Below are 21786 nucleotides of genomic sequence, written 5' to 3' on the forward strand. Positions count from 1 at the left end.
ATGCGAATTATTTTCTATTAAAATTACCACGAAAGGTACTGACCTACAATCTTTTTTTATTGAATCCTGTAAAAAAATAAACCATCATTAAGATGGCTTACGAATTGGTTTCTAAAAGTTCCATAATGCGTTCCAAATCTTCTTTTGAGAAAAATTCAATCTCTATTTTCCCCTTGTTTTTGGACTGTTTAATATGGACGGTGGTTCCGAATCTTTCTCTGAGAGAGGATTCGCGTTCCTTAATAAAAATATCTTTTGGTGCATTTTGCTTTTTCGTTTCACGTGAAACATCATTCAGCTGCTGAATCAGCTGTTCAAGCTGACGGACATTTAAGCCGTCTTTAACTGTTTTTTCAACGAGCGCCTGCAGCTTCTCTTTTTTTCGCAGACCCAATAGTGCTCTGCCATGGCCCATGGAGATTTTGCCTTCCGAGATCAGCCCTTGGATTTTTGGAGGAAGGGACAGGAGCCTGATATGGTTCGCAATATGCGGCCTGCTTTTTCCAAGGCGCTTGGCCAGCTCCTCTTGTGTCACCTTAAGCTTCTCCATTAACAGCTGGTATGCAGCCGCTTCTTCAATGGGAGTTAAGTCTTCACGCTGCAGATTTTCAAGAACAGCGAGCTCCATCATCTGCTGTTCGGTTAATTCCCGAACGACTACAGGAACTCTCTCAAGATTCGCTTCTTTTGCTGCCCGGTAGCGGCGCTCCCCAACTACAATCTCATAGCCCTTGATGCTTTTGCGGACGATTATCGGCTGCAGAATTCCGTGTTCAAGGATGGACTGCTTCAATTCCTCGATGGCTTCCTTTTCAAACACTTTGCGCGGCTGATAAGGGTTGGGACGGATGTCCTTTATTTTGACTTCCTGCACAGTTTCTTCTTTTTCGGTTTCAATATTATTGAAAAAAGCATTCAGACCTTTTCCTAAACCTTTAGCCATTTGAAACCACTTCCTTTGCCAGTTCTAAATATACTTCAGCTCCGCGTGACTTCGGATCATAAGTAATGATAGGTTCTCCATGGCTCGGAGCTTCTCCCAGCCGTACATTGCGGGGAATGATTGTTTTATATACTTTATCCTGAAAATATTTTTTCACTTCTTCAATGACCTGAATGCCAAGATTTGTACGGGCATCAAGCATCGTCAGCAGAACGCCTTCAATTTTCAAATCATGATTCAGATGCTTCTGCACAAGGCGGACCGTATTCAGAAGCTGACTCAGACCCTCAAGCGCATAGTACTCACATTGCACTGGTATGATGACGGCATCTGAAGCAGTCAGCGAGTTAATGGTCAGTAATCCAAGGGAAGGAGGACAGTCAATAATAACATAATCAAAATTTGCCTTCACTTCTTCCAGAGCCCTCTTTAATCTTACTTCCCGTGAGATGGTCGGCACCAGTTCAATTTCTGCGCCTGCCAGCTGAATGGTTGCCGGGATAGCGTATAAATTCTCTACAGAAGTTGGCTTTATAACCTTTGATGCTTCCACATCATCAACGAGAACGTCATAGATGCAATGATCGACATCTGCTTTTTCGATGCCGATTCCGCTTGTTGCGTTACCCTGCGGATCAATGTCGACCAGCAGCACTTTCTTCCCTATGTATGCCAGGCATGCGCCAAGATTGACAGAAGTGGTCGTTTTTCCGACTCCGCCTTTCTGGTTCGCAACGGCTAAAATCTTGCCCACGGTGTCACCTGCTTTCATCTATCAGTATTACAATCTATTTATCTGCAAATTTATTAGAATCGTTAAATCACGTAGTCTATTTTATCATGAAAAACAGGGCAGAATAATTTTTTTGTAAAAAATAAGAAGATTCTAATAGTCTTTTTATCGTTCCTTCAAAAAAACGCGAAAAACAAAACAGGGAATGCCCCCGCTTTATCTTTCGCGTAAAAAATTATTTCTTTTTAGGAATCTTAATCGTGATTTGATAAAATTCATCAAATTCTTCTTCTTCCGAATCAAGATTAATTCCGCTGTCAGAAACCATGGATAAAGATTGGCGGATCGTATTAACCGCAATTCTCATATCCTTGCTGAATGCTTTGCGCTTCGGCTTCGGCTTTGGATTTTTCTGTTCGAGAATTTTGACAACCCTGTCTTCTGTCTGCTTCACATTCAGATTCTTTTCCACAATCTCCTGCAGCAGGGCGACCTGCTTTTCAGGGTCTTTCAGCGGGATTAGCGAACGGGCATGCCGCTCTGTGATCGATTTGTTTAATAATGCATCCTGGACAGGCTGCGGCAATTTCAGCAGCCGAAGCTTATTTGCAACGGTTGACTGGCCTTTTCCAAGGCGCTGTGCCAATGCTTCCTGTGTCAGATTATGCAGTTCTAAAAGCTTTCCGTAGGCAACAGCTTCTTCAATCGGAGACAGTTCTTCCCTTTGAAGGTTTTCAATTAAAGCCACTGAAGCCGTTTCCGTATCACTTAGATTTTTTACGATAGCCGGAGCTTCTTCCCAGCCCAGTTTTTTCATGGCCCGGTATCTGCGTTCACCTGCTATGATTTCAAACTGGCCATCCTCAAATTCCCTTACGACAATCGGCTGGATGATTCCATGCGTATGGATGGTCCGAGAAAGCTCTTCTATCTTCTCATCATCAAACACCGTTCTTGGCTGAAAACGGTTGGGGACGATTCGATCAATAGGTATCTTCTTAACTTCTTCTCTTTCGCTTAAGTCTTCAATATCCAATTGTTCTTCTGCTGGTTTTTCCGCTGTAACTTGTTCTCCCTTTTCGCCTAGGCCAAAAAAGCGTGAGAAAGAATGCTTCATCACCCTGCACCACCTTTACGAAACTCCCTATAACATATTCTCTATCATCATGACAAATCCTGCCGGACAGGAGCAATATAAATATCTGGAAAAATCGATTAGTTTACACCATTATGTCATACAATGGCAAATTGCGCACCCTATTCAATTGGTGTTTTATTGGGTGTCCCCGGCTTACGCGGGTACTTTTTAGGAGTGCTCTTTTCTTTTTTTATGATTAAAATATTGCGCTCACTTTCTTCCTCAGGCAAGGTAAACGTGTGGGAATCCACAAGTTTTCCTCCCAGTACAGAGATGGCCTTTTTGCCGGCATCCAGTTCCTCTTTTGCACTGGCACCCTTCATAGCAACAAATGTGCCGCCTGTTTTTGCCAGAGGCAGACAAAGTTCACTTAAAACGGACAATCTGGCAACAGCCCGTGCTGTCACAACATCAAAAGACTCACGGTACTCTTTGTTCTGGCCAAAGGTTTCCGCCCGGTCATGGATAAAGCGGACATTCTCAAGCTCCAGCTTCTTCGCTAAATGCTCCAGAAACCCTATACGTTTATTCAGCGAGTCAACGATTGTAATATGTAAACCCGGAAAAGCAATTTTAATCGGTATGCTTGGAAAACCTGCACCAGCACCGACATCACAAACCTTTAACGGCTGGTTGAAATCAAAGTAAAAAGCAGCGCTTATCGAGTCATAAAAATGCTTGAGATAAACATCTTCCTTTTCCGTGATGGCGGTTAAATTCATTTTTTCATTCCATTCCAAAAGTGTGGAATAGTATGTGTCATATTGCTGCAATTGCTGTGGCGAAAGGGCAATTCCCTTCGCCGCCAGCATTTCTGTAAATTGTTCGGTATTCATCTATAAATCCTTTCGGTTCTCAGACATGATCGGATTTCCCCTTTTACTCCGCTGAAACTCTTGCAATTCTGCCCTGTTCTAAATAAACAAGCAAAATAGAGATATCGGCAGGGTTTACACCGGAAATTCGAGAAGCCTGCGCGAGAGATAGCGGCCTTACTTCCTTCAGCTTTTGTCTTGCTTCGGAAGCCAGCCCGTTAATATCATCATAATCGATGTTTTCAGGGATCTTCTTGTTCTCCATCTTCTTCAGTCGCTCTACCTGCTGAAGTGACTTTTCAATATAGCCTTCATACTTGATCTGGATTTCCACCTGTTCGGAAACATCCGGATCAAGTGGATTCTCAGCCGGAATAAGCTGATGGATATGATCATAAGCCATTTCCGGACGCTTCAGCAGATCAGAGGCGCGGATGCCGTCTTTCAGCTCGCTTCCGCCCTGACTTTTAATCAGCTCCTGCACATCAGAAGTCGGCTTGATGATGATGCCTTGCAAACGTGATTTTTCTTCTTCAATCGCCTGTTTTTTCAGCTGGAATTTCCCATAGCGTTCTTCACTGATCAGCCCTACTTTGCGGCCGAGCTCTGTTAAGCGCAGGTCGGCATTATCATGGCGAAGCAGCAGACGGTATTCCGCTCTTGAAGTCAATAGACGGTAAGGCTCGTTCGTGCCTTTAGTCACAAGATCGTCAATCAGGACGCCAATATAAGCATCTGATCGGCTTAAAATGACTTCTTCTTTATCCAGCGATTTTAATCCGGCATTCATGCCTGCCATTAGCCCCTGGCCGGCAGCCTCTTCATAGCCGGATGTCCCGTTAATCTGGCCTGCAGTAAAGAGATTTTTCACCTTCTTGGTTTCAAGTGTCGGCCATAATTGTGTAGGTACGATGGAATCATATTCAATCGCATAGCCGGCACGCATCATCTGTACATTTTCAAGTCCCGGGATAGTTCTGAGAATCTGCTGCTGCACATCCTCAGGCAAGCTTGTTGAAAGCCCCTGCACGTATACTTCCTGAGTATTCCGGCCTTCAGGCTCCAGGAAGATCTGATGGCGCGGCTTATCGTTAAAGCGGACAACCTTATCTTCAATTGACGGGCAATAGCGCGGACCAGTTCCTTTGATCATGCCGGAGTACATTGGCGAGCGATGAAGATTATTGTCGATCAATGTATGCGTTTCTTCATTGGTATACGTCAGCCAGCAAGGGAGCTGGTCTGTAATATACTTGGTCGTTTCATAGGAAAAAGCTCTGGGCACATCATCGCCAGGCTGGATTTCCGTTTTGCTGTAATCAATGGAGTGGCTGTTGACGCGCGGCGGTGTTCCTGTTTTAAAACGGACCAGATCAAAGCCAAGCTCCTGCAGGTGTTCTGAGAGCTTAATGGACGGCTGCTGGTTGTTAGGACCGCTTGAGTACTTGAGCTCACCGAGGATGATTTCCCCTCTTAAGAAGGTTCCGGTCGTAATAACTACGGCTTTTGAATGATAGACGGCACCTGTCTGGGTGACGACGCCCCTGCATTCTCCATCTTCGACAATCAGCCGTTCAACCATTCCCTGAATAAGTGTCAGGTTTGGTTCATTTTCCAGCGTTTTTTTCATTTCATGCTGATACGTGAATTTATCGGCCTGAGCTCTTAACGCACGGACTGCAGGGCCTTTTCCTGTATTGAGCATGCGCATCTGAATATGGGTTTTATCAATATTTTTGCCCATTTCTCCGCCAAGAGCATCGATTTCCCTTACCACAATCCCTTTTGCAGGACCTCCGACTGAAGGGTTGCAGGGCATAAAGGCTACCATATCCAGGTTGATTGTAATCATTAATGTCTTTGCGCCGAGACGGGCCGAAGCAAGGCCTGCTTCTACACCCGCGTGTCCGGCTCCGACTACTATGACATCATAACTTCCAGCTTCATATGTCATGATGCGGCCTCCTTTGCTGCAATCAGAAAAGCACAGGCACAAGCTTTTAAAAGCCACGGGCTGAGCCAGCCGATTGCAAAAGTTAAAAATCTATTTCCGCTGCGTCAGCTGACACAGCCTGCTTAAATCATCTATTTTCCTAAACAGAACTGCGAGAATAACTGGTCGATCAAGCTTTCATGGACGCTGTCACCAATAATTTCACCAAGCAGCTCCCATGTTCTCGTCAAATCAATCTGAACAATGTCAATCGGCGTTCCCATCTCAACACCCTGCATCGCTTCATCGATGGCATTTTGAGCCTGGTTCAATAGGGCAATATGGCGGGTATTGGATACATATGTCATATCTCCGGCTTCGATGGAACCTGCAAAGAATAAAGAAGCAATGGCTTCCTCAAGATCGTCGACTCCCTGATCCTCCAATAAAGAGGTTGTAACCAGTTTATGATGCTTGGAAAGCTCACGCACGCGTTTCATGTCGATTTTTTGGTCAAGGTCGGTTTTATTGACAATTACAATAACATCCATGCCTTCGACCGCTTTGAAAATATTTTCATCCTCAGACGTCAATTCATCCGAGTAATTGAGCACGAGCAAAATCAAATCTGCTTCCTTTAATACCTGCCTTGATTTTTCAACACCAATCCGTTCCACGATATCTTCCGTTTCGCGAATGCCGGCTGTATCAACAAGGCGGAGAGGCACTCCTCTTACATTCACGTATTCTTCGATGACATCACGGGTTGTGCCCGGGATATCTGTTACAATCGCCTTATTCTCGTGAACAAGGCTATTCAATAAGGAAGATTTTCCAACGTTTGGCCGTCCGACGATTACAGTTGAAAGTCCTTCACGCAGAATTTTCCCCTGCTGTGAGGTCTGAAGAAGCTTTTCGATTTCCTTCTTTACATAAGAAGCCTTCTCCATCAGCATATGATGGGTCATTTCCTCGACATCATCGTACTCCGGATAGTCGATATTGACTTCTACATGCGCAAGAATCTCCAGAATTTCCTGCCTAAGCTTCTGAATAAGCTTTGACAGCCTTCCTTCCATCTGGCCAAGTGCCATGTTCATAGCCCGGTCAGTCTTCGCACGGATTAAATCCATAACCGCTTCTGCCTGAGATAAATCAATCCGCCCGTTCAAAAAGGCGCGCTTTGTAAATTCACCAGGCTCTGCCAGGCGTGCACCATTATTCAGCAAAAGCTGCAGCACGCGGTTTACGGAAACCAGTCCGCCATGGCAGTTGATTTCAATGACATCTTCTTTAGTAAAGGTTTTCGGCCCCTTCATGGCCGAAACCATTACTTCCTCAGCAATCTGTCCGGTTTTGGGATCCATAATATGTCCATAATGAATGGTATGGGACGCAACATCCTTTAGACGCTTGCCTCCCACTCCTCTGAACAGCCGGTCCGCAATTTCAAAAGCCTGGTCACCGCTCAGGCGGACAATAGCAATGGCTCCTTCCCCCATCGGAGTAGATATCGCGGCTATTGTATCAAATTCCAATTCATTCACCTCTCTTTTTTCTGTTTTATCGATCTATATAACGAAAAGCGGAAGGCGCCCGCTTGTCGGCGACAAGCATAAGACAAGCCGGCTGAAAGATTGTTCTTTAACCTTTTGGACGGATTGGCTTATGACCTCGAGCCGATGGCGCCTGGAGCTAGACAGTTATCCAAGTCAAAGGAAAGTTTTCTTATCTTTAGAAATAATAATATCGATTCCCCAAATTAATAGAATATCACATGGTTTTTTTTTAGAAAAGCATATCAGCCCGCGATTCCGGCTTGTCCATCAGTCACATGTTACTTATCAACAGCCAGCTTAAATACACCCGCTGAAAAATTATCCACACGTCTCATAATTAATATGCTCTATTTTAACTTATCCACATGTGAATAACAATAAAACCAATTGAGATTTAATAATTTGCGGGAAATGACAAAGTGCGACAAAAAAAATCCCAATCCGTAAATGGACTGGGATTTGCAATATAAGAAATTTTTATATTTTGAACGTCGATAACTGTCTAGCTACAGCGCTGCGCTTCCGCTTTTCCTGCTATCTTGTTCTGGCTGGTGCGATGACAATATGACGATGCGGGTCATTGCCATCAGAATACGTATTGATTCGCTTATTATTTACGAGGGCGGTATGGATCACTTTGCGTTCATATGAAGGCATAGGTTCCAGTGCTATTTCTTTTCCCGTCTTCAAAGCTTTTTGAGCAAGCCTTTCAGCCAGTTGAATCAGGGTATCCTGGCGTCTTTTCCGGTAATCCTCTGCATCAAGCACTACATTTAAGTACTGCTCCGCATAGCGGTTAATGACCAGCTGTGTCAAATACTGGAGGGAATTGAGCGTTTGTCCCCTTTTTCCGATTAAAAGAGCAATCTTTTCACCGGATAGGATAAATTGAACATTTTTTCCGTCCCTTAATGTTTCAATTTCAATGGTCACGCCCATTTTCCCGCTGACGTCTTTGAGGAACTTTTCGGCTTCCTCAATCGGATCAGGTTTCTTCACAGCTTTCACCACGGCCGGCCGGGATCCGAAAATCCCGAAAATGCCTTTTTTACCCTCATCAACGATAGTAATCTCTAAGCGGTCTTCTGTTGTGTTTAATTGAGCTAAAGCTGACTCTACTGCTTCCTTGACGGTCTGTCCTGTAGCAGTTACTTGTTTCACTTTTTGGCTCCTCCTGCATTTCCGGCCGCTGCAGCTTTCAGGTCCGGACCTTTAATGAAATACGTTTGAACGATCATGAAGATATTCCCCACTACCCAGTATAAAGAAAGAGCTGCCGGGAAGTTAATGGCAAAAATAACGATCATAATCGGCATTAGGTAAAGCATCATTTTCATTTGTGCAGCCATTTGCCCCGTATGCTGAGTGCCGGCCATCATCATTTTCTGCTGAATGAACGTTGTCACACCTGCAATTAAAGGCAATAAGTAAATTGGATCCGGAGAACCAAGGTCAAACCAAAGGAAATTATGGTTTGCGATTTCGCGCGTACGTGTAATCGCATGATAGAAACCGATCAGGATCGGCATTTGAATCACCAGTGGAAAACATCCTGCAAGCGGATTAACGCCGTGCTTTTGGAATAAAGCCATTGTTTCCTGCTGCAGCTTTTGCTGGGTTTTCTGGTCTTTTGAGCTGTATTTTTCACGAAGCTTCTGCATTTCTGGCTGTATCGCCTGCATCGCTTTTGAACTTCTCGTTTGTTTAATCATTAATGGCAGGATGACCAGCCGGATAATGATCGTCACAATAATAATCGATAGTCCATAGCTGCCGCCTGCAAATTCCGCTACCTTAATAATAAACAGCGAAAGCGGGTAGACAATATACTCGTTCCAAAAGCCTTCACTTTCAGATGTAATCGGCTGGTTGATTTCTGTACAGCCCGATAAAAGGGCCATCACAAACACTAAACCGATTAATAGGAATATTCGTTTCTTCAACCGTTTTTTCCTCCTTAATTGCTCCTGATAATAGTATGGATATCATTTGCTTGTCCCCCTCAGAGGGCACACGCTCATATGTATCTTATTTTACCATCTTTTAAAATGAAGTGCTTCAAAATAAAGATAGATAAAGATTATTGATTTTTAGTATTTCCAAGTCCCGGTTTATTCAAAACCCGCGAAACCTTCAATACATGGATCAGACTCTTTTTAACTTCATGAAAATCCATTTCTGCCACCGGTTTCCTCGCAATGACGATCAGATCATACTGCGGCTTAATTTCCTCCTCCAGTTCTAAGAATGCCTGGCGGATATACCTTTTGATCTGGTTCCTCATAACGGCATTGCCGATTTTTTTACTGACAGAAAGGCCAATGCGGAAATGATTCTGCTCCTCTTTTCTCAAGATGTAAACGACAAATTGACGGTTGGCGAATGACTTTCCCTTTTTAAAGGCCTCTTGAAATTCTTTATTCTTTTTTACACGGAACTCTTTTTTCATGTCATCACCTTTTCAAAAAAGCGCAGAGCGCCTTGGACATTTATCTTTACATGGAAAAAAAGACCACTGACGTTTCAGTGGCCTAAGCAGATAATACTTTTCTTCCTTTGCGGCGGCGGCGAGCTAGAACGTTACGTCCGTTCGGAGAGCTCATGCGGCTGCGGAAACCATGAACCTTGCTTCTTTTACGCTTGTTTGGTTGATAAGTTCTTTTCATATATGACACCTCCCTGAGGAATTGCTGTTAAAGACAGTCTTTCTAATTATATAGATGTAACTAGAAAATTGTCAACTATGCATATAAGTCAATCTGCCTTCAATGGCAAAAAAATTAGTTTCGGCTCTTTCTTTCATAATTTGTTTTTTCTTATAAAGTTAGTTCGTTGATCTCCGCTGCGGGCACTTGCTTTCCGCGGGGAGGAACGGGAGCCTCCCGCAGGACATTGAATAAGCTTCCTTGAATCAACACCGCACGAAGAAAATGCGAATGCATTTTCGAGGATCAAGTGCCCTGCGCTCCAATCAACTCAGCAGTTAAAATTTATTATGAATAAACAACTTACGAAATAACATTTAAAAACGCTTTGCTGCTCTTTCTCTTTTTGCATATCTGAAAGAACCCACTCAGAAAGTTTACCTTCTTTTTGCCTGAATGTCATCCTAAAATTTCATTTTTCCACGTTTTTCTCATTAGTTCATTGTAAAAGCTGCTATTTGAGACTGCAAATTCTGACGGTCTCCAGATGACCTGGCCACGAAAAAATGGCATCTCTCCATCTGATATTCAGAATTGGATTTTCTAAAAAAACAGGGCTGTGGATAAAATTTCGACAGCATTTTCATTATCCACATCACATATTGACAAGTTTTTCACACAACCAGAGGCTGTGGACAATTTTTATGAACAGGGATGGCATGTTGTGGATAAAGGTTTAAAAAGCATTGCAGACAAAAGCATTATCTGTTATCATAATTGTGTTTTAACACTTAATAAATCATTGTGTATATCTTCATTATCCACAGATTGTGGATAACATGTGGACAGGTTATCCAAGGGGTTTGTAAAAGTTTGTCCACAGACAGTGGATACTGTCGAAATTCCACTTTACTTCCTTATTATATATTTTTCCACATAAACAGTTTCGTATATTTATAAACTTCAGGGTTATACAGCGTGTATAACCTATCGTTTTTGTGGCTCGAAACAAAGAAAAGCGGAAGGTGTCCTTCGAAAGACACCGGAGCTGGACAGTAATCTAAATTCCCAATTATAAATGGAAAAGGAGGGATATCATTGGAAAACATTGCGGATCTTTGGAATAATGCTCTGGCCAATATCGAGAAAAAAATCAGCAAGCCCAGTTTTGATACATGGCTGAAATCGACAAAAGCGCATTCTCTGCAGGGAGACACTTTAGTCGTTAAGGCCCCGAATGAGTTTGCCCGTGACTGGCTTGAAGAGCGCTATTCCCAGCTGATCTCCGGAATTCTTTATGACATAACCGGTGAAGAATTAGGAGTAAAATTCATCATTCCGCAAAATCAAAGTGAAGAAGAAGTCGATCTTCCTCTTCCTCCAAAAAAGAAAAAGCCGGAGGAAGAACAGCAGGAACTGCCATTAACGATGCTAAACCCGAAATATACATTCGACACGTTTGTCATCGGGTCCGGAAACCGCTTCGCCCATGCAGCTTCACTTGCTGTAGCCGAGGCTCCGGCTAAGGCATACAATCCTTTATTTATTTACGGGGGAGTTGGACTCGGAAAAACTCACCTTATGCATGCAATCGGCCATTATGTATTAGATCATAATCCATCGGCTAAAGTCGTATACTTATCTTCCGAGAAATTTACGAATGAATTCATTAACTCGATCCGAGATAACAAAGCGGGAGATTTCCGCGATAAATATCGAAATGTGGATGTTCTTCTTATCGATGATATTCAGTTTCTTGCTGGAAAAGAACAGACACAGGAAGAGTTTTTCCATACTTTTAATACCTTGCATGAAGAAAGCAAGCAGATCATCATCTCAAGCGACCGTCCTCCAAAGGAAATTCCTACGCTGGAAGACCGTCTTCGCTCCAGGTTTGAATGGGGGCTAATTACTGATATTACTCCTCCCGACCTTGAAACGCGTATTGCGATCCTGCGCAAAAAAGCGAAAGCAGAGGGACTTGATATTCCTAATGAAGTTATGCTGTATATTGCCAATCAGATTGACTCCAACATCCGTGAACTTGAGGGCGCTCTGATTCGTGTAGTAGCTTACTCCTCTTTAATAAATAAAGATATTAATGCAGATCTTGCAGCAGAAGCATTAAAGGATATTATTCCAAGCTCCAAACCGAAAGTTATTACCATCCATGAAATTCAAAGGGTGGTTGGGGAACACTTTAATGTAAAGCTTGAGGATTTCAAAGCGAAGAAACGAACAAAGTCTGTCGCATTCCCCCGCCAGATTGCCATGTATCTATCAAGGGAATTAACCGACTTTTCTCTTCCTAAAATAGGGGAGGAATTTGGCGGAAGGGACCATACGACCGTCATTCATGCCCATGAAAAAATTTCAAAGATGCTTCAGTCAGATTCACAATTTGAAAAGCAGCTGAAAGAAATCAATGAAATGCTAAAGGTATAATGTGTATAACTTGACCAAACTTACACACAGTCTGTCCACATGTGGATAGGCTGTGTTTCCTTTCAAAAAATGCAGTTATCCACATACTAACAGGACCTACTAGTACTTCTACTATTTTTTTATAAAAAATATATATATTCAATACGCCATTAAAATATGCTTGGAGGATTTAAAAAATGAGATTTATAATCCAGCGCGACCGTTTGGTCCAAAGCGTCCAGGATGTTATGAAAGCAGTAACAAGCAGAACGACTATTCCCATCCTAACGGGGATTAAAATTGTCGCTTCTGAAGAAGGAGTCACATTAACGGGAAGCGACTCTGATATTTCAATCGAATCTTTTATTCCTAAAGAAGAAGCAGGGGATGAAATTGTCGAGATCAAACAGGCTGGTGCCATTGTGCTCCAAGCGAAGTTCTTCAGCGAAATCGTTAAGAAGCTTCCGACTGACAGTGTAGAGATCAGCGTTGAAACCCATTTACAGACAGTCATCCGTTCAGGTAAGTCTGAATTCAATCTTAATGGTCTGGATGCTGAGGAATATCCTCACTTGCCTCAAATCGAGGAAGAGAATGTGTTTAAGATTCCTACAGACTTATTAAAAGCAATGGTTCGCCAAACGGTATTCGCAGTGTCCACCTCAGAAACACGCCCTATCTTGACAGGTGTAAACTGGAAGGTGGAAAACGGGACATTAACCTGTATTGCAACAGATAGTCATAGGCTGGCATTAAGAAAAGCGCAAATCGAAACAAATGCCAGCGAAAGCTACAATGTGGTCATTCCGGGAAAAAGCTTAAGTGAACTAAGCAAAATTCTTGATGACAACAATGATTTAATCGATATCGTTATTACTGAAAACCAGGTTCTCTTTAAGGCTGAACATCTGCTGTTCTTCTCAAGGCTGCTGGAAGGAAATTACCCGGATACATCCAGATTGATCCCTTCAGACAGCAAAACAGATGTTGTCGTCAATACAAAGGAATTCCTGCAGGCTATTGACCGTGCCTCTTTATTGGCAAAAGAAGGCCGCAATAATGTGGTCAAGTTCTCAACAATTGATGGCGGTGTAATCGAAATTTCATCCAACACACCTGAAATCGGAAAAGTTGTCGAAGAAGTGCAGAGCAAATCCGTAGAAGGCGAAGAATTAAAAATCTCCTTTAGCGCGAAATTCATGATGGATGCCCTAAAAGCACTTGAAGGCTCTGAAATTACAATCAGCTTCACCGGAGCCATGAGACCATTCATCATCAAACCTTTAAACGATGAATCCATCCTGCAATTGATTTTGCCAGTAAGGACTTATTAAGAAAAAGCTGCCGGTTTTGCCGGCGGCTTAATTTTTTTTATAAACTGACCTCTTATCTGCCAGAATATCGGCCAATTGCAGGGGAATAATGAAAATAAACAGCTGCAGGCGAGTTTTCTTTGTGTATCTGCGATTTATTTAGTAAAATAGAATATTAGATACCATTCTGAAATTGTTTTGCCAAAGTGCAGAAATCACTGCAGCACTTGAAGTCGGACAATGGGAAAGAGTGAAAATATGACGGAAATTCAAATTGATACAGAATATATTACGCTGGGCCAATTTTTAAAAGCTGCTGATGTGATTCAAACAGGCGGAATGGCCAAATGGTTCCTGAGTGAATACGAAGTCTTCGTCAATGGGGAACAGGATCAAAGACGGGGAAGAAAGCTAAGAACCGGGGATAAAATCGAAATTCCGGATGTGGGTGAATTTACGATCATCTAGCCCGCTGTTCTCAGCGTTAAAATTTAAAAGGATGTAGCGTCTATGCATATAGAGCAGTTGCTATTAAAAAATTACCGGAATTACGAAGAGCTTGAAGTAAATTTTGAAAATAAAGTAAATGTAATTTTGGGTGAGAATGCCCAGGGAAAGACAAATGTCATGGAATCGATCTATGTGCTGGCAATGGCAAAGTCCCATCGGACATCAAATGACAAAGATCTTATTCGCTGGGATCAGGAATATGCTAAAATAGAAGGAAGGGTCCAAAAAAGGCAAGGATCCCTGCCAATGCAATTAGTCATCAGCAAAAAAGGCAAAAAAGCCAAATGCAATCATATAGAGCAGCAGAAATTAAGCCAGTATGTCGGCAATATGAATGTTGTGATGTTCGCGCCTGAAGATCTCCATCTTGTGAAAGGGAGCCCTCAAGTAAGGCGTCGTTTTATTGATATGGAAATTGGGCAGGTTTCACCTGTCTATTTGCATGATATCAGCCAGTATCAGAAAATCCTCCAGCAGCGCAACCACTACTTGAAAATGCTCCAGATCAAAAAGCAGACCGACCATACCATGCTTGAGATTTTAACAGAGCAATTCATTGAGATGGCTGCAAAGATTGTTTCAAAGCGTTACGAGTTTCTCAGACTCCTTGAGAATTGGGCACAGCCGATTCATGAAGGGATATCAAGAGGGCTCGAGACCTTAAAAATTGAGTACAAGCCTTCTGCCGAGGTATCAGAAGAACAAGATTTGTCGAAAATGGTTAAAGTATACCAGGATAAATTTGCAAAAGTGAAAAACAGGGAAATAGACCGGGGCGTTACCATGTTTGGGCCGCATCGCGATGACCTGATTTTTCATGTGAATGGGCGCGATGTGCAAACATTCGGTTCACAGGGACAGCAAAGAACGACAGCTCTGTCAGTTAAGCTTGCCGAAATCGAACTGATCCATTCTGAAATTGGAGAATATCCCATTCTGCTGCTGGATGACGTCCTCTCGGAATTGGATGATTATCGTCAATCCCATTTATTGAATACCATTCAAGGGAAAGTACAGACGTTTGTCACTACTACAAGCGTTGATGGAATAGACCACCAGACACTTAAAGAAGCAGCAGCGTTCAGTGTTGAGGCAGGGAGAATCAAGAAGATTCAGTGAGGTGATCGCATGTACATCCATATAGGTGAAGATGTATTGGTCCGGGCAAGGGATATTGTCGCCATAATTGATAAAGAAACAGCCCTTGCTTCCGAGTATGCGGAAGAGCGTAAAGAGAACCTGGAGGAGTCAGTTGTGAACCTCGCAAAAGGTTCCTATAAATCTGTAGTCGTCACAACAGAAAAGATCTATTTTTCTCCGCTATCCTCAGGTACGTTAAAGAAACGATCCCATAAATTAAGTGTTCACGAATTTTAAAGAAATGCAGGACTGCCGGAAGAACTTCCCTGATGGAACGAAAGGCAAGTCAGTGAAAACTACAGTTTGGCTCAACTCAGGAAGCCAGGCTTTTGTATAGATTAGTGAAATGGAAAGTGTAGGTGACCGATGTGGCAATGGAGCAAAAGGCAGTGCAGGAACAATCCTATGATGAGAATCAGATACAGGTACTGGAAGGTCTGGAAGCAGTTCGGAAGCGTCCGGGAATGTATATCGGTTCAACAAGTGCCAAAGGGCTTCACCATCTAGTTTGGGAAATAGTCGATAATAGTATTGATGAAGCACTGGCAGGCTACTGTTCTGAAATCAATGTGATTATCGAAAAGGATAATAGTATTACGGTAGTGGATAACGGACGAGGTATACCAGTCGGAATCCACGAAAAAATGGGACGCCCGGCAGTCGAAGTCATCATGACAGTTCTGCATGCAGGCGGTAAATTCGGAGGCGGAGGATACAAGGTTTCCGGAGGCTTGCATGGAGTCGGTGCTTCTGTGGTTAATGCTCTCTCAACTGTGCTGGAAGTATTTGTCCATCGCGATGGAAAAAAATATTATCAGAAGTTTGAGCGTGGAGTCCCAAGTGCAGATCTTGAGGTGATCGGCGAATCCGACCATACCGGAACAACCATCCACTTTAAGCCGGACAGTGAAATCTTCACTGAAACCCTTGAATATGATTATGAAACACTTGCAAACCGCATCCGTGAACTGGCATTCCTGAATAGGGGATTAAAGATCACGATTGAGGATAAGCGTGAAGAAAACAAGAAAAATGAATATATGTACGAGGGTGGAATTAAATCGTACGTTGAACATTTGAACAGAACGAAGGAAGTTCTTCATGAAGAGCCTATCTATATTGATGGCGAACGGGAAGGCATTACTGTTGAAGTATCCATTCAGTATAATGATGGATTTACAAGCAATATCTATTCTTTTGCCAATAATATTCATACCTATGAAGGCGGTACGCATGAATCCGGATTTAAGACAGCCTTAACAAGGGTTATCAACGACTATGCACGTAAAAATGGCGTCTTTAAAGAGAGTGACGCAAACCTTTCCGGTGAAGATGTCCGTGAAGGCTTAACGGCTATTGTATCCGTTAAACATCCTGATCCTCAGTTTGAAGGGCAGACCAAAACGAAGCTTGGAAACTCTGAGGTGCGTGCAGCAACCGATACGATTTTCTCTGAAGCTCTTGAAAAATTCATGCTCGAAAATCCGGCTGTAGCCAGAAAAATTGTTGAAAAAGGACTTATGGCAGCAAGAGCAAGACTGGCCGCTAAAAAAGCAAGGGAGCTTACAAGAAGGAAGAGTGCTCTTGAAGTATCCAGCCTGCCTGGTAAACTCGCTGACTGTTCTTCTAAAGATCCTTCTATAAGCGAAATTTATGTGGTTGAGGGTGACTCTGCGGGCGGATCTGCCAAGCAGGGGCGTGACCGTCATTTCCAGGCGATCCTTCCTCTTAGAGGGAAGATTCTGAACGTAGAAAAAGCCCGCCTGGATAAAATCCTGTCCAATAATGAGGTCCGTGCGATTATTACCGCAATCGGAACCGGTATAGGCGAAGATTTTGATATCTCCAGGGCCCGCTATCATAAAATTGTCATCATGACGGATGCGGATGTCGATGGTGCACATATCCGCACGTTACTATTAACGTTCTTTTACCGTTATATGAGGCAGATTATTGAGGCTGGCTATATCTATATTGCCCAGCCGCCTCTATACAAGATCCAGCAGGGCAAAAAGATTGAATATGCCTATAATGACCGCGAGCTGGATAAAATTCTTGGCGAACTTCCGAGCCAGCCTAAGCCGGGAATTCAGCGCTATAAAGGACTTGGGGAAATGAACCCGGGCCAGCTTTGGGAAACGACAATGAATCCGGATTCAAGAACCCTTCTCCAGGTGAATCTTGAGGATGCCATCGAAGCTGACGAAACGTTTGAAATCCTAATGGGTGACAAGGTAGAGCCTCGCCGGAACTTTATTGAAGAAAATGCGGTTTATGTAAAGAATCTGGATATTTAATTGTAAAAGCAAGCCTACAGCACAGGCCAAGGGCCTTCGCTTTCTTTCAGGATAGAGGTTCTCTATCCTGCTTTTACATAATTGGTTTATTCTTTTTATTTAATGCCCCAAGTGCGTCTAATTTATGAAAAAAAGCAGGATCTGTATGGAAAGACCATGCAGGTTTCAGCTAAACGAAGTGACAAACGGATGACAGTTCATCCTGCGTCTCTTTAAAGGAGGTTCCTTTAAATGGCCGATACACCGAATTCTCAAGTAAAAGAAATTAATATTAGCCAGGAAATGCGTTCATCATTCCTGGACTACGCCATGAGTGTAATTGTTTCACGTGCCCTTCCGGATGTACGGGATGGTTTAAAGCCGGTTCACCGAAGAATCTTATATGCAATGCATGATTTAGGGATGCATTCTGATAAACCATTTAAAAAATCGGCCCGTATTGTTGGGGAAGTAATTGGTAAATACCACCCGCACGGTGACTCCGCAGTATATGACACGATGGTTCGTATGGCTCAGGATTTCAACTATCGCTATATGCTTGTTGAAGGACACGGAAACTTTGGTTCTGTCGATGGTGACGCTGCAGCTGCGATGCGTTATACCGAGGCCCGCATGTCCAAAATCTCTATGGAGCTTTTGCGCGATATTAATAAAGACACGATTGATTACCAGGATAACTATGATGGTGCTGAGAAAGAACCTGTCGTTATGCCTGCGCGTTTTCCAAATCTTCTCGTAAACGGAACTTCCGGAATTGCCGTTGGTATGGCGACCAATATTCCGCCCCATCAGCTTGGTGAAGTAATTGATGGAGTGCTTGCCATCAGCCAGGAGCCGGATCTCACTGTTCAGGAGCTCATGGAAATCATTCCAGGTCCAGACTTCCCGACTGCCGGTCTTATTCTTGGACGAAGCGGCATCCGCAAAGCTTACGAAACAGGCCGCGGTTCCATTACACTAAGGGCCAAAGTGGAAATCGAGCAGAAGTCCAATGGAAAAGAAGTTATCATTGTAAATGAAATTCCTTACCAGGTGAATAAAGCAAAGCTGATTGAAAAAATTGCCGAACTGGTTCGGGATAAACGAATTGATGGCATTACTGACCTGCGTGATGAATCAGATCGAAACGGTATGCGCATTGTGATCGAGGTCCGTAAAGATGCGAATGCCAATGTTCTGCTGAACAACCTTTATAAGCAGACGGCTCTTCAGACAAGTTTTGGCATAAACCTGCTTGCGCTTGTAGATGGCCAGCCTAAAGTTCTAAATCTCAAACAATGTCTGCAGCATTATCTGGATCACCAAAAGGTCGTAATCCGCCGCAGAACAGAATTCGAATTGAAAAAGGCAGAAGCCCGTGCACACATTTTGGAAGGTTTAAGGATTGCCCTTGATCACCTGGATGAAGTAATCAACCTTATCCGCAGTTCCCAGACAACCGATATCGCACGTGAAGGCTTAATGACCAAGTTCAATCTTTCTGAAAAACAGGCCCAGGCGATCCTTGACATGCGTCTGCAGCGTTTGACTGGCTTAGAGCGCGAAAAGATTGAAGACGAATATTCAAGCCTTGTAGCATTAATTGCTGAATTAAAAGCTATTTTGGCTGATGAAGAAAAAGTATTGGAAATTATCCGTGAAGAATTAACCGAAGTAAAAGAGAGATTCAACGATAAACGCCGTACAGAAATAGTTGCCGGCGGAATCGAACAAATTGAAGACGAAGATCTAATCCCGCGCGAAAATATTGTTCTTACGCTAACTCATAAGGGATACATCAAGCGTCTTCCTGTCTCGACTTACCGTGCCCAAAAACGCGGTGGCCGGGGTATTCAGGGAATGGGAACCAATGAGGATGACTTTGTTGAACACCTCATTACCACTTCCACACACGATACCATCCTTTTCTTCACGAACAAAGGAAAGGTGTATCGCGCTAAAGGTTATGAAATTCCTGAATTCAGCCGTACTGCGAAAGGGATTCCAATCATTAACCTTCTTGGAGTGGACAAAGATGAATGGGTAAATGCAATTATTCCTGTTGAAGAATTTGCCGATGATTGGTTCCTGTTCTTCACAACTAAGCAAGGGATTTCCAAGCGTTCACCATTATCATCATTTGCCAATATCCGCAATAATGGCTTAATTGCCCTGAATCTTCGCGAAGATGATGAATTAATTTCGGTGCGTCTGACAGATGGCAGCAAGGAGATCATAATTGGAACCAACCATGGCATGCTGATCCGATTCCCGGAAGAAGATGTTCGTTCTATGGGTAGAACAGCTACTGGTGTTAAAGGAATAAACTTAAGTGCCGGTGATGAAGTTGTTGGCATGGAAGTCCTTGAGGATGACAGCCAGATTCTGATCGTAACTAAAAACGGTTATGGAAAACGCACTCCTGCCGAAGAATACCGTGTTCAAGGCAGAGGCGGTAAAGGAATCAAGACCTGCAACATCACAGACAAGAACGGAAGCCTCGTTTCCATGAAAGCTGTCACGGGAGAAGAAGACGTTATGCTTATTACAACAGGCGGAGTACTAATCCGAATGGCAGTGAACGATATTTCCACTATGGGAAGAAACACGCAAGGTGTCAGACTCATCCGTATAAATGAAGATGCTGACGAAGCGGTATCCACTGTAGCGAAAGTTGAAAAAGAAGAGGAAAAAGATGAAGAAGAATTAACAAAGCCTCTTGAAGATGCCGATTCACTTCCTGAAGAAGAAGTAAATGGAGATAATAGCGAAGAATAAATTTTAAGGAACACAGATTTGTGTTCCTTTTTTTTGTCCAAATAATGTAAAATGGTATAAAAGACTCATTACATTTGGAGTGTGGAAACGGTGCGTGTACCTATACAGGAATTAAGAGAGGGCTGTATTTTATCAGAGGATGTTTTCAGTTTGACGAATCGCCCTATTATCAGCCAAAAAACAGTGCTGACGAAGGAACTGCTGGATATGATGAAAGTATTCCTGATTGATGATGCGGAAGTTGAAACCACCATGGTTAACGGAAAGCCTTTTGCTTCTGAAGGAAGCCTGGAAGACGCTGAGGAACTGATAGAATCAAATGAATCAAGTTTTTTAAATGCATTCTTAACAGGCGTTCAAAATTTCAAAAAAGAATTTATGTCCTGGCAATCAGGCCTTCACGTGGATATTGCAAAAATAAGAAACATTATGATTCCGCTGATTGAAAAAATGGAGAAAAACCCTTCAGGAATCTTTTCCCTTCATCATCTTTCTACGAATGAAGATTATTTATACCAGCATTCTATAGCTGTGGGAATGATCAGTGCCTTTATAGGGAAAAAACTAAGTTTGAATAAGGGGGAAATTGTGCAGCTTGCCCTTGGAGGCTGCCTGGCAGATGCGGGCATGGCGAAAATAAACCCATCCATCCTGCATAAAAGCAGTTCATTAAACTCCGAAGAATTTGAAGAAATTAAAAGACATTCAACCCTTAGCTTTAAAATGGTTCAGAATATATCTTTATTAAGAGAAAGCACGAAGGTCGGAATTATCCAGCACCATGAGCGGCTGGACGGCAGCGGCTATCCGTTTGGAGAACAAAGCAGCAAAATCAATCAGGCTGGAAGAATCATTGCGGCAGCGGATGCATTTCATGCCATGACATCCCAAAGACTCTACAGACGGAAACAATCTCCATTTAAAGTGCTTGAAATGCTGCTTCAGGATAGCTTCGGCAAATATGATATCCCATCCATTCAAGCTCTGGGTTCCGGCATCATGAACTTTTCCATTGGCAGCTTGGTAAAGCTCTCTGATGGCCAGACTGCAGAAATACTTTTTATAGAAGATAAATCACCTACGAGACCGCTTGTGAAACTTCTAGAAACCGGAGAAATAATTCCATTAGAGAAAAACCGCCAGTTATATATTGATGAAGTGTTAAAATGACTGCATACTGCGGTCTTTTTTATTTAGGCTGTTAAAGGTTTATTGCTGATTACAGCAGGCAAATTTAACAGATCTTCCTTTTATAAAAAAAAGATTTAGTTTCTATTAAAAAGTGCTTGCAATTAATAGAGAAGGGTTGGTATACTTATTCAAGTCAGCAAGAGGTTCACATCATCATCTAACGAGATAAAAAAACTTGTTGACATTGATTATCAAAAATGATATATTAATTAAGTCGCCTCAAGCGGCGGATTGATCTTTGAAAACTGAACGAACAAAAACGTCAACGTTAATTCTTTAGTCTTTTTTAAAAAGACAACTTATGAGCTTAATCAACTCTTATATGGAGAGTTTGATCCTGGCTCAGGACGAACGCTGGCGGCGTGCCTAATACATGCAAGTCGAGCGG

General features: G+C 42.8%; 18 protein-coding genes and 1 rRNA gene. 9 read left to right on the forward strand and 10 right to left on the reverse strand.

Going from position 1 to position 21786, the window contains the following annotated elements; genetic code table 11:
* Positions 1-97: 97 nt before the first annotated feature.
* The 10 genes from JI665_RS16795 to rpmH all read right to left on the reverse strand — a co-directional run bounded on the left by JI665_RS16795 (position 98) and on the right by rpmH (position 9787).
* Positions 98-943 (reverse strand): ParB/RepB/Spo0J family partition protein, encoded by an 846-nt coding sequence (locus tag JI665_RS16795; RefSeq protein WP_206841020.1) that lies wholly within the window; start codon positions 941-943, stop codon positions 98-100.
* Positions 936-1697: a ParA family protein gene (locus JI665_RS16800; protein ID WP_206841021.1), complete on the reverse strand. Its 762-nt coding sequence runs from the start codon at positions 1695-1697 to the stop codon at positions 936-938. Before JI665_RS16800 ends, JI665_RS16795 begins: the two co-directional genes overlap by 8 nt.
* Positions 1698-1911: 214 nt before the next feature.
* On the reverse strand, positions 1912-2793 hold the full coding sequence (gene noc, locus JI665_RS16805) for a nucleoid occlusion protein (protein WP_206841023.1): 882 nt from the start codon (positions 2791-2793) through the stop codon (positions 1912-1914).
* Between the two features lie 140 nt (positions 2794-2933).
* Positions 2934-3650, reverse strand: a complete 717-nt coding sequence (gene rsmG, locus JI665_RS16810) for a 16S rRNA (guanine(527)-N(7))-methyltransferase RsmG (RefSeq protein WP_206841025.1) — start codon at positions 3648-3650, stop codon at positions 2934-2936.
* A 43-nt stretch (positions 3651-3693) separates the two neighbouring features.
* Complete coding sequence (gene mnmG, locus JI665_RS16815) at positions 3694-5583, reverse strand: tRNA uridine-5-carboxymethylaminomethyl(34) synthesis enzyme MnmG (RefSeq protein WP_206841027.1); 1890 nt, start codon at positions 5581-5583, stop codon at positions 3694-3696.
* Positions 5584-5714: 131 nt separating this feature from the next.
* Entirely contained in the window at positions 5715-7100 is a 1386-nt protein-coding gene (mnmE, locus tag JI665_RS16820) for a tRNA uridine-5-carboxymethylaminomethyl(34) synthesis GTPase MnmE (protein WP_206841030.1), read from the reverse strand.
* A 555-nt stretch (positions 7101-7655) separates the two neighbouring features.
* Positions 7656-8282, reverse strand: coding sequence for an RNA-binding cell elongation regulator Jag/EloR (jag, locus tag JI665_RS16825; RefSeq protein WP_206841032.1), 627 nt, complete (start codon positions 8280-8282; stop codon positions 7656-7658).
* Complete coding sequence (gene spoIIIJ / locus JI665_RS16830) at positions 8279-9064, reverse strand: YidC family membrane integrase SpoIIIJ (RefSeq protein WP_206841033.1); 786 nt, start codon at positions 9062-9064, stop codon at positions 8279-8281. Before spoIIIJ ends, jag begins: the two co-directional genes overlap by 4 nt.
* 137 nt (positions 9065-9201) lie before the next feature.
* Positions 9202-9570: a ribonuclease P protein component gene (gene rnpA, locus JI665_RS16835; protein WP_206841035.1), complete on the reverse strand. Its 369-nt coding sequence runs from the start codon at positions 9568-9570 to the stop codon at positions 9202-9204.
* An 82-nt stretch (positions 9571-9652) separates the two neighbouring features.
* Positions 9653-9787 carry a 50S ribosomal protein L34 gene (gene rpmH, locus JI665_RS16840; protein ID WP_019382473.1) on the reverse strand — a complete coding sequence of 45 codons (135 nt, stop codon included), beginning with the start codon at positions 9785-9787 and terminating at the stop codon, positions 9653-9655.
* 1077 nt (positions 9788-10864) lie between these two features.
* On the opposite strand from rpmH, the gene dnaA reads away from it, so the two are divergent.
* From dnaA to JI665_RS16885, 9 genes are all read left to right on the forward strand, one after another.
* A complete protein-coding gene (gene dnaA, locus JI665_RS16845) occupies positions 10865-12211 on the forward strand; it encodes a chromosomal replication initiator protein DnaA (RefSeq protein ID WP_206841037.1) in 1347 nt (448 codons plus the stop codon).
* A gap of 176 nt (positions 12212-12387) precedes the next feature.
* On the forward strand, positions 12388-13524 hold the full coding sequence (gene dnaN / locus JI665_RS16850) for a DNA polymerase III subunit beta (RefSeq protein ID WP_206841039.1): 1137 nt from the start codon (positions 12388-12390) through the stop codon (positions 13522-13524).
* Positions 13525-13761: 237 nt separating this feature from the next.
* Positions 13762-13971 carry a S4 domain-containing protein YaaA gene (gene yaaA, locus JI665_RS16855; RefSeq protein WP_048010273.1) on the forward strand — a complete coding sequence of 70 codons (210 nt, stop codon included), beginning with the start codon at positions 13762-13764 and terminating at the stop codon, positions 13969-13971.
* 42 nt (positions 13972-14013) lie between these two features.
* Positions 14014-15132, forward strand: coding sequence for a DNA replication/repair protein RecF (gene recF / locus JI665_RS16860; RefSeq protein ID WP_206841041.1), 1119 nt, complete (start codon positions 14014-14016; stop codon positions 15130-15132).
* Between the two features lie 9 nt (positions 15133-15141).
* Positions 15142-15390 (forward strand): extracellular matrix regulator RemB, encoded by a 249-nt coding sequence (gene remB, locus JI665_RS16865; protein ID WP_206841044.1) that lies wholly within the window; start codon positions 15142-15144, stop codon positions 15388-15390.
* Between the two features lie 137 nt (positions 15391-15527).
* Entirely contained in the window at positions 15528-17450 is a 1923-nt protein-coding gene (gene gyrB / locus JI665_RS16870) for a DNA topoisomerase (ATP-hydrolyzing) subunit B (protein WP_206841046.1), read from the forward strand.
* 231 nt (positions 17451-17681) lie between these two features.
* On the forward strand, positions 17682-20207 hold the full coding sequence (gene gyrA, locus JI665_RS16875; protein WP_206841049.1) for a DNA gyrase subunit A: 2526 nt from the start codon (positions 17682-17684) through the stop codon (positions 20205-20207).
* A 90-nt stretch (positions 20208-20297) separates the two neighbouring features.
* Positions 20298-21377: an HD-GYP domain-containing protein gene (locus JI665_RS16880; protein WP_206841051.1), complete on the forward strand. Its 1080-nt coding sequence runs from the start codon at positions 20298-20300 to the stop codon at positions 21375-21377.
* Between the two features lie 340 nt (positions 21378-21717).
* Positions 21718-21786 (forward strand): 16S ribosomal RNA (locus tag JI665_RS16885); the annotation flags it as partial.

The organism is Bacillus sp. NTK034 (assembly GCF_017303275.1).
Lineage (GTDB): Bacteria > Bacillota > Bacilli > Bacillales > Cytobacillaceae > Cytobacillus.

Coding starts and splice junctions, on each gene's coding strand:
- JI665_RS16795 (WP_206841020.1), bottom strand. CDS start 943: ATGGCTAAAGGTTTAGGAAAAGGTCTGAATGCTTTTTTCAATAATATT.
- noc (WP_206841023.1), bottom strand. CDS start 2,793: ATGAAGCATTCTTTCTCACGCTTTTTTGGCCTAGGCGAAAAGGGAGAA.
- rsmG (WP_206841025.1), bottom strand. CDS start 3,650: ATGAATACCGAACAATTTACAGAAATGCTGGCGGCGAAGGGAATTGCC.
- mnmG (WP_206841027.1), bottom strand. CDS start 5,583: ATGACATATGAAGCTGGAAGTTATGATGTCATAGTAGTCGGAGCCGGA.
- rnpA (WP_206841035.1), bottom strand. CDS start 9,570: ATGAAAAAAGAGTTCCGTGTAAAAAAGAATAAAGAATTTCAAGAGGCC.
- rpmH (WP_019382473.1), bottom strand. CDS start 9,787: ATGAAAAGAACTTATCAACCAAACAAGCGTAAAAGAAGCAAGGTTCAT.
- dnaN (WP_206841039.1), top strand. CDS start 12,388: ATGAGATTTATAATCCAGCGCGACCGTTTGGTCCAAAGCGTCCAGGAT.
- yaaA (WP_048010273.1), top strand. CDS start 13,762: ATGACGGAAATTCAAATTGATACAGAATATATTACGCTGGGCCAATTT.
- recF (WP_206841041.1), top strand. CDS start 14,014: ATGCATATAGAGCAGTTGCTATTAAAAAATTACCGGAATTACGAAGAG.
- remB (WP_206841044.1), top strand. CDS start 15,142: ATGTACATCCATATAGGTGAAGATGTATTGGTCCGGGCAAGGGATATT.
- gyrB (WP_206841046.1), top strand. CDS start 15,528: ATGGAGCAAAAGGCAGTGCAGGAACAATCCTATGATGAGAATCAGATA.
- gyrA (WP_206841049.1), top strand. CDS start 17,682: ATGGCCGATACACCGAATTCTCAAGTAAAAGAAATTAATATTAGCCAG.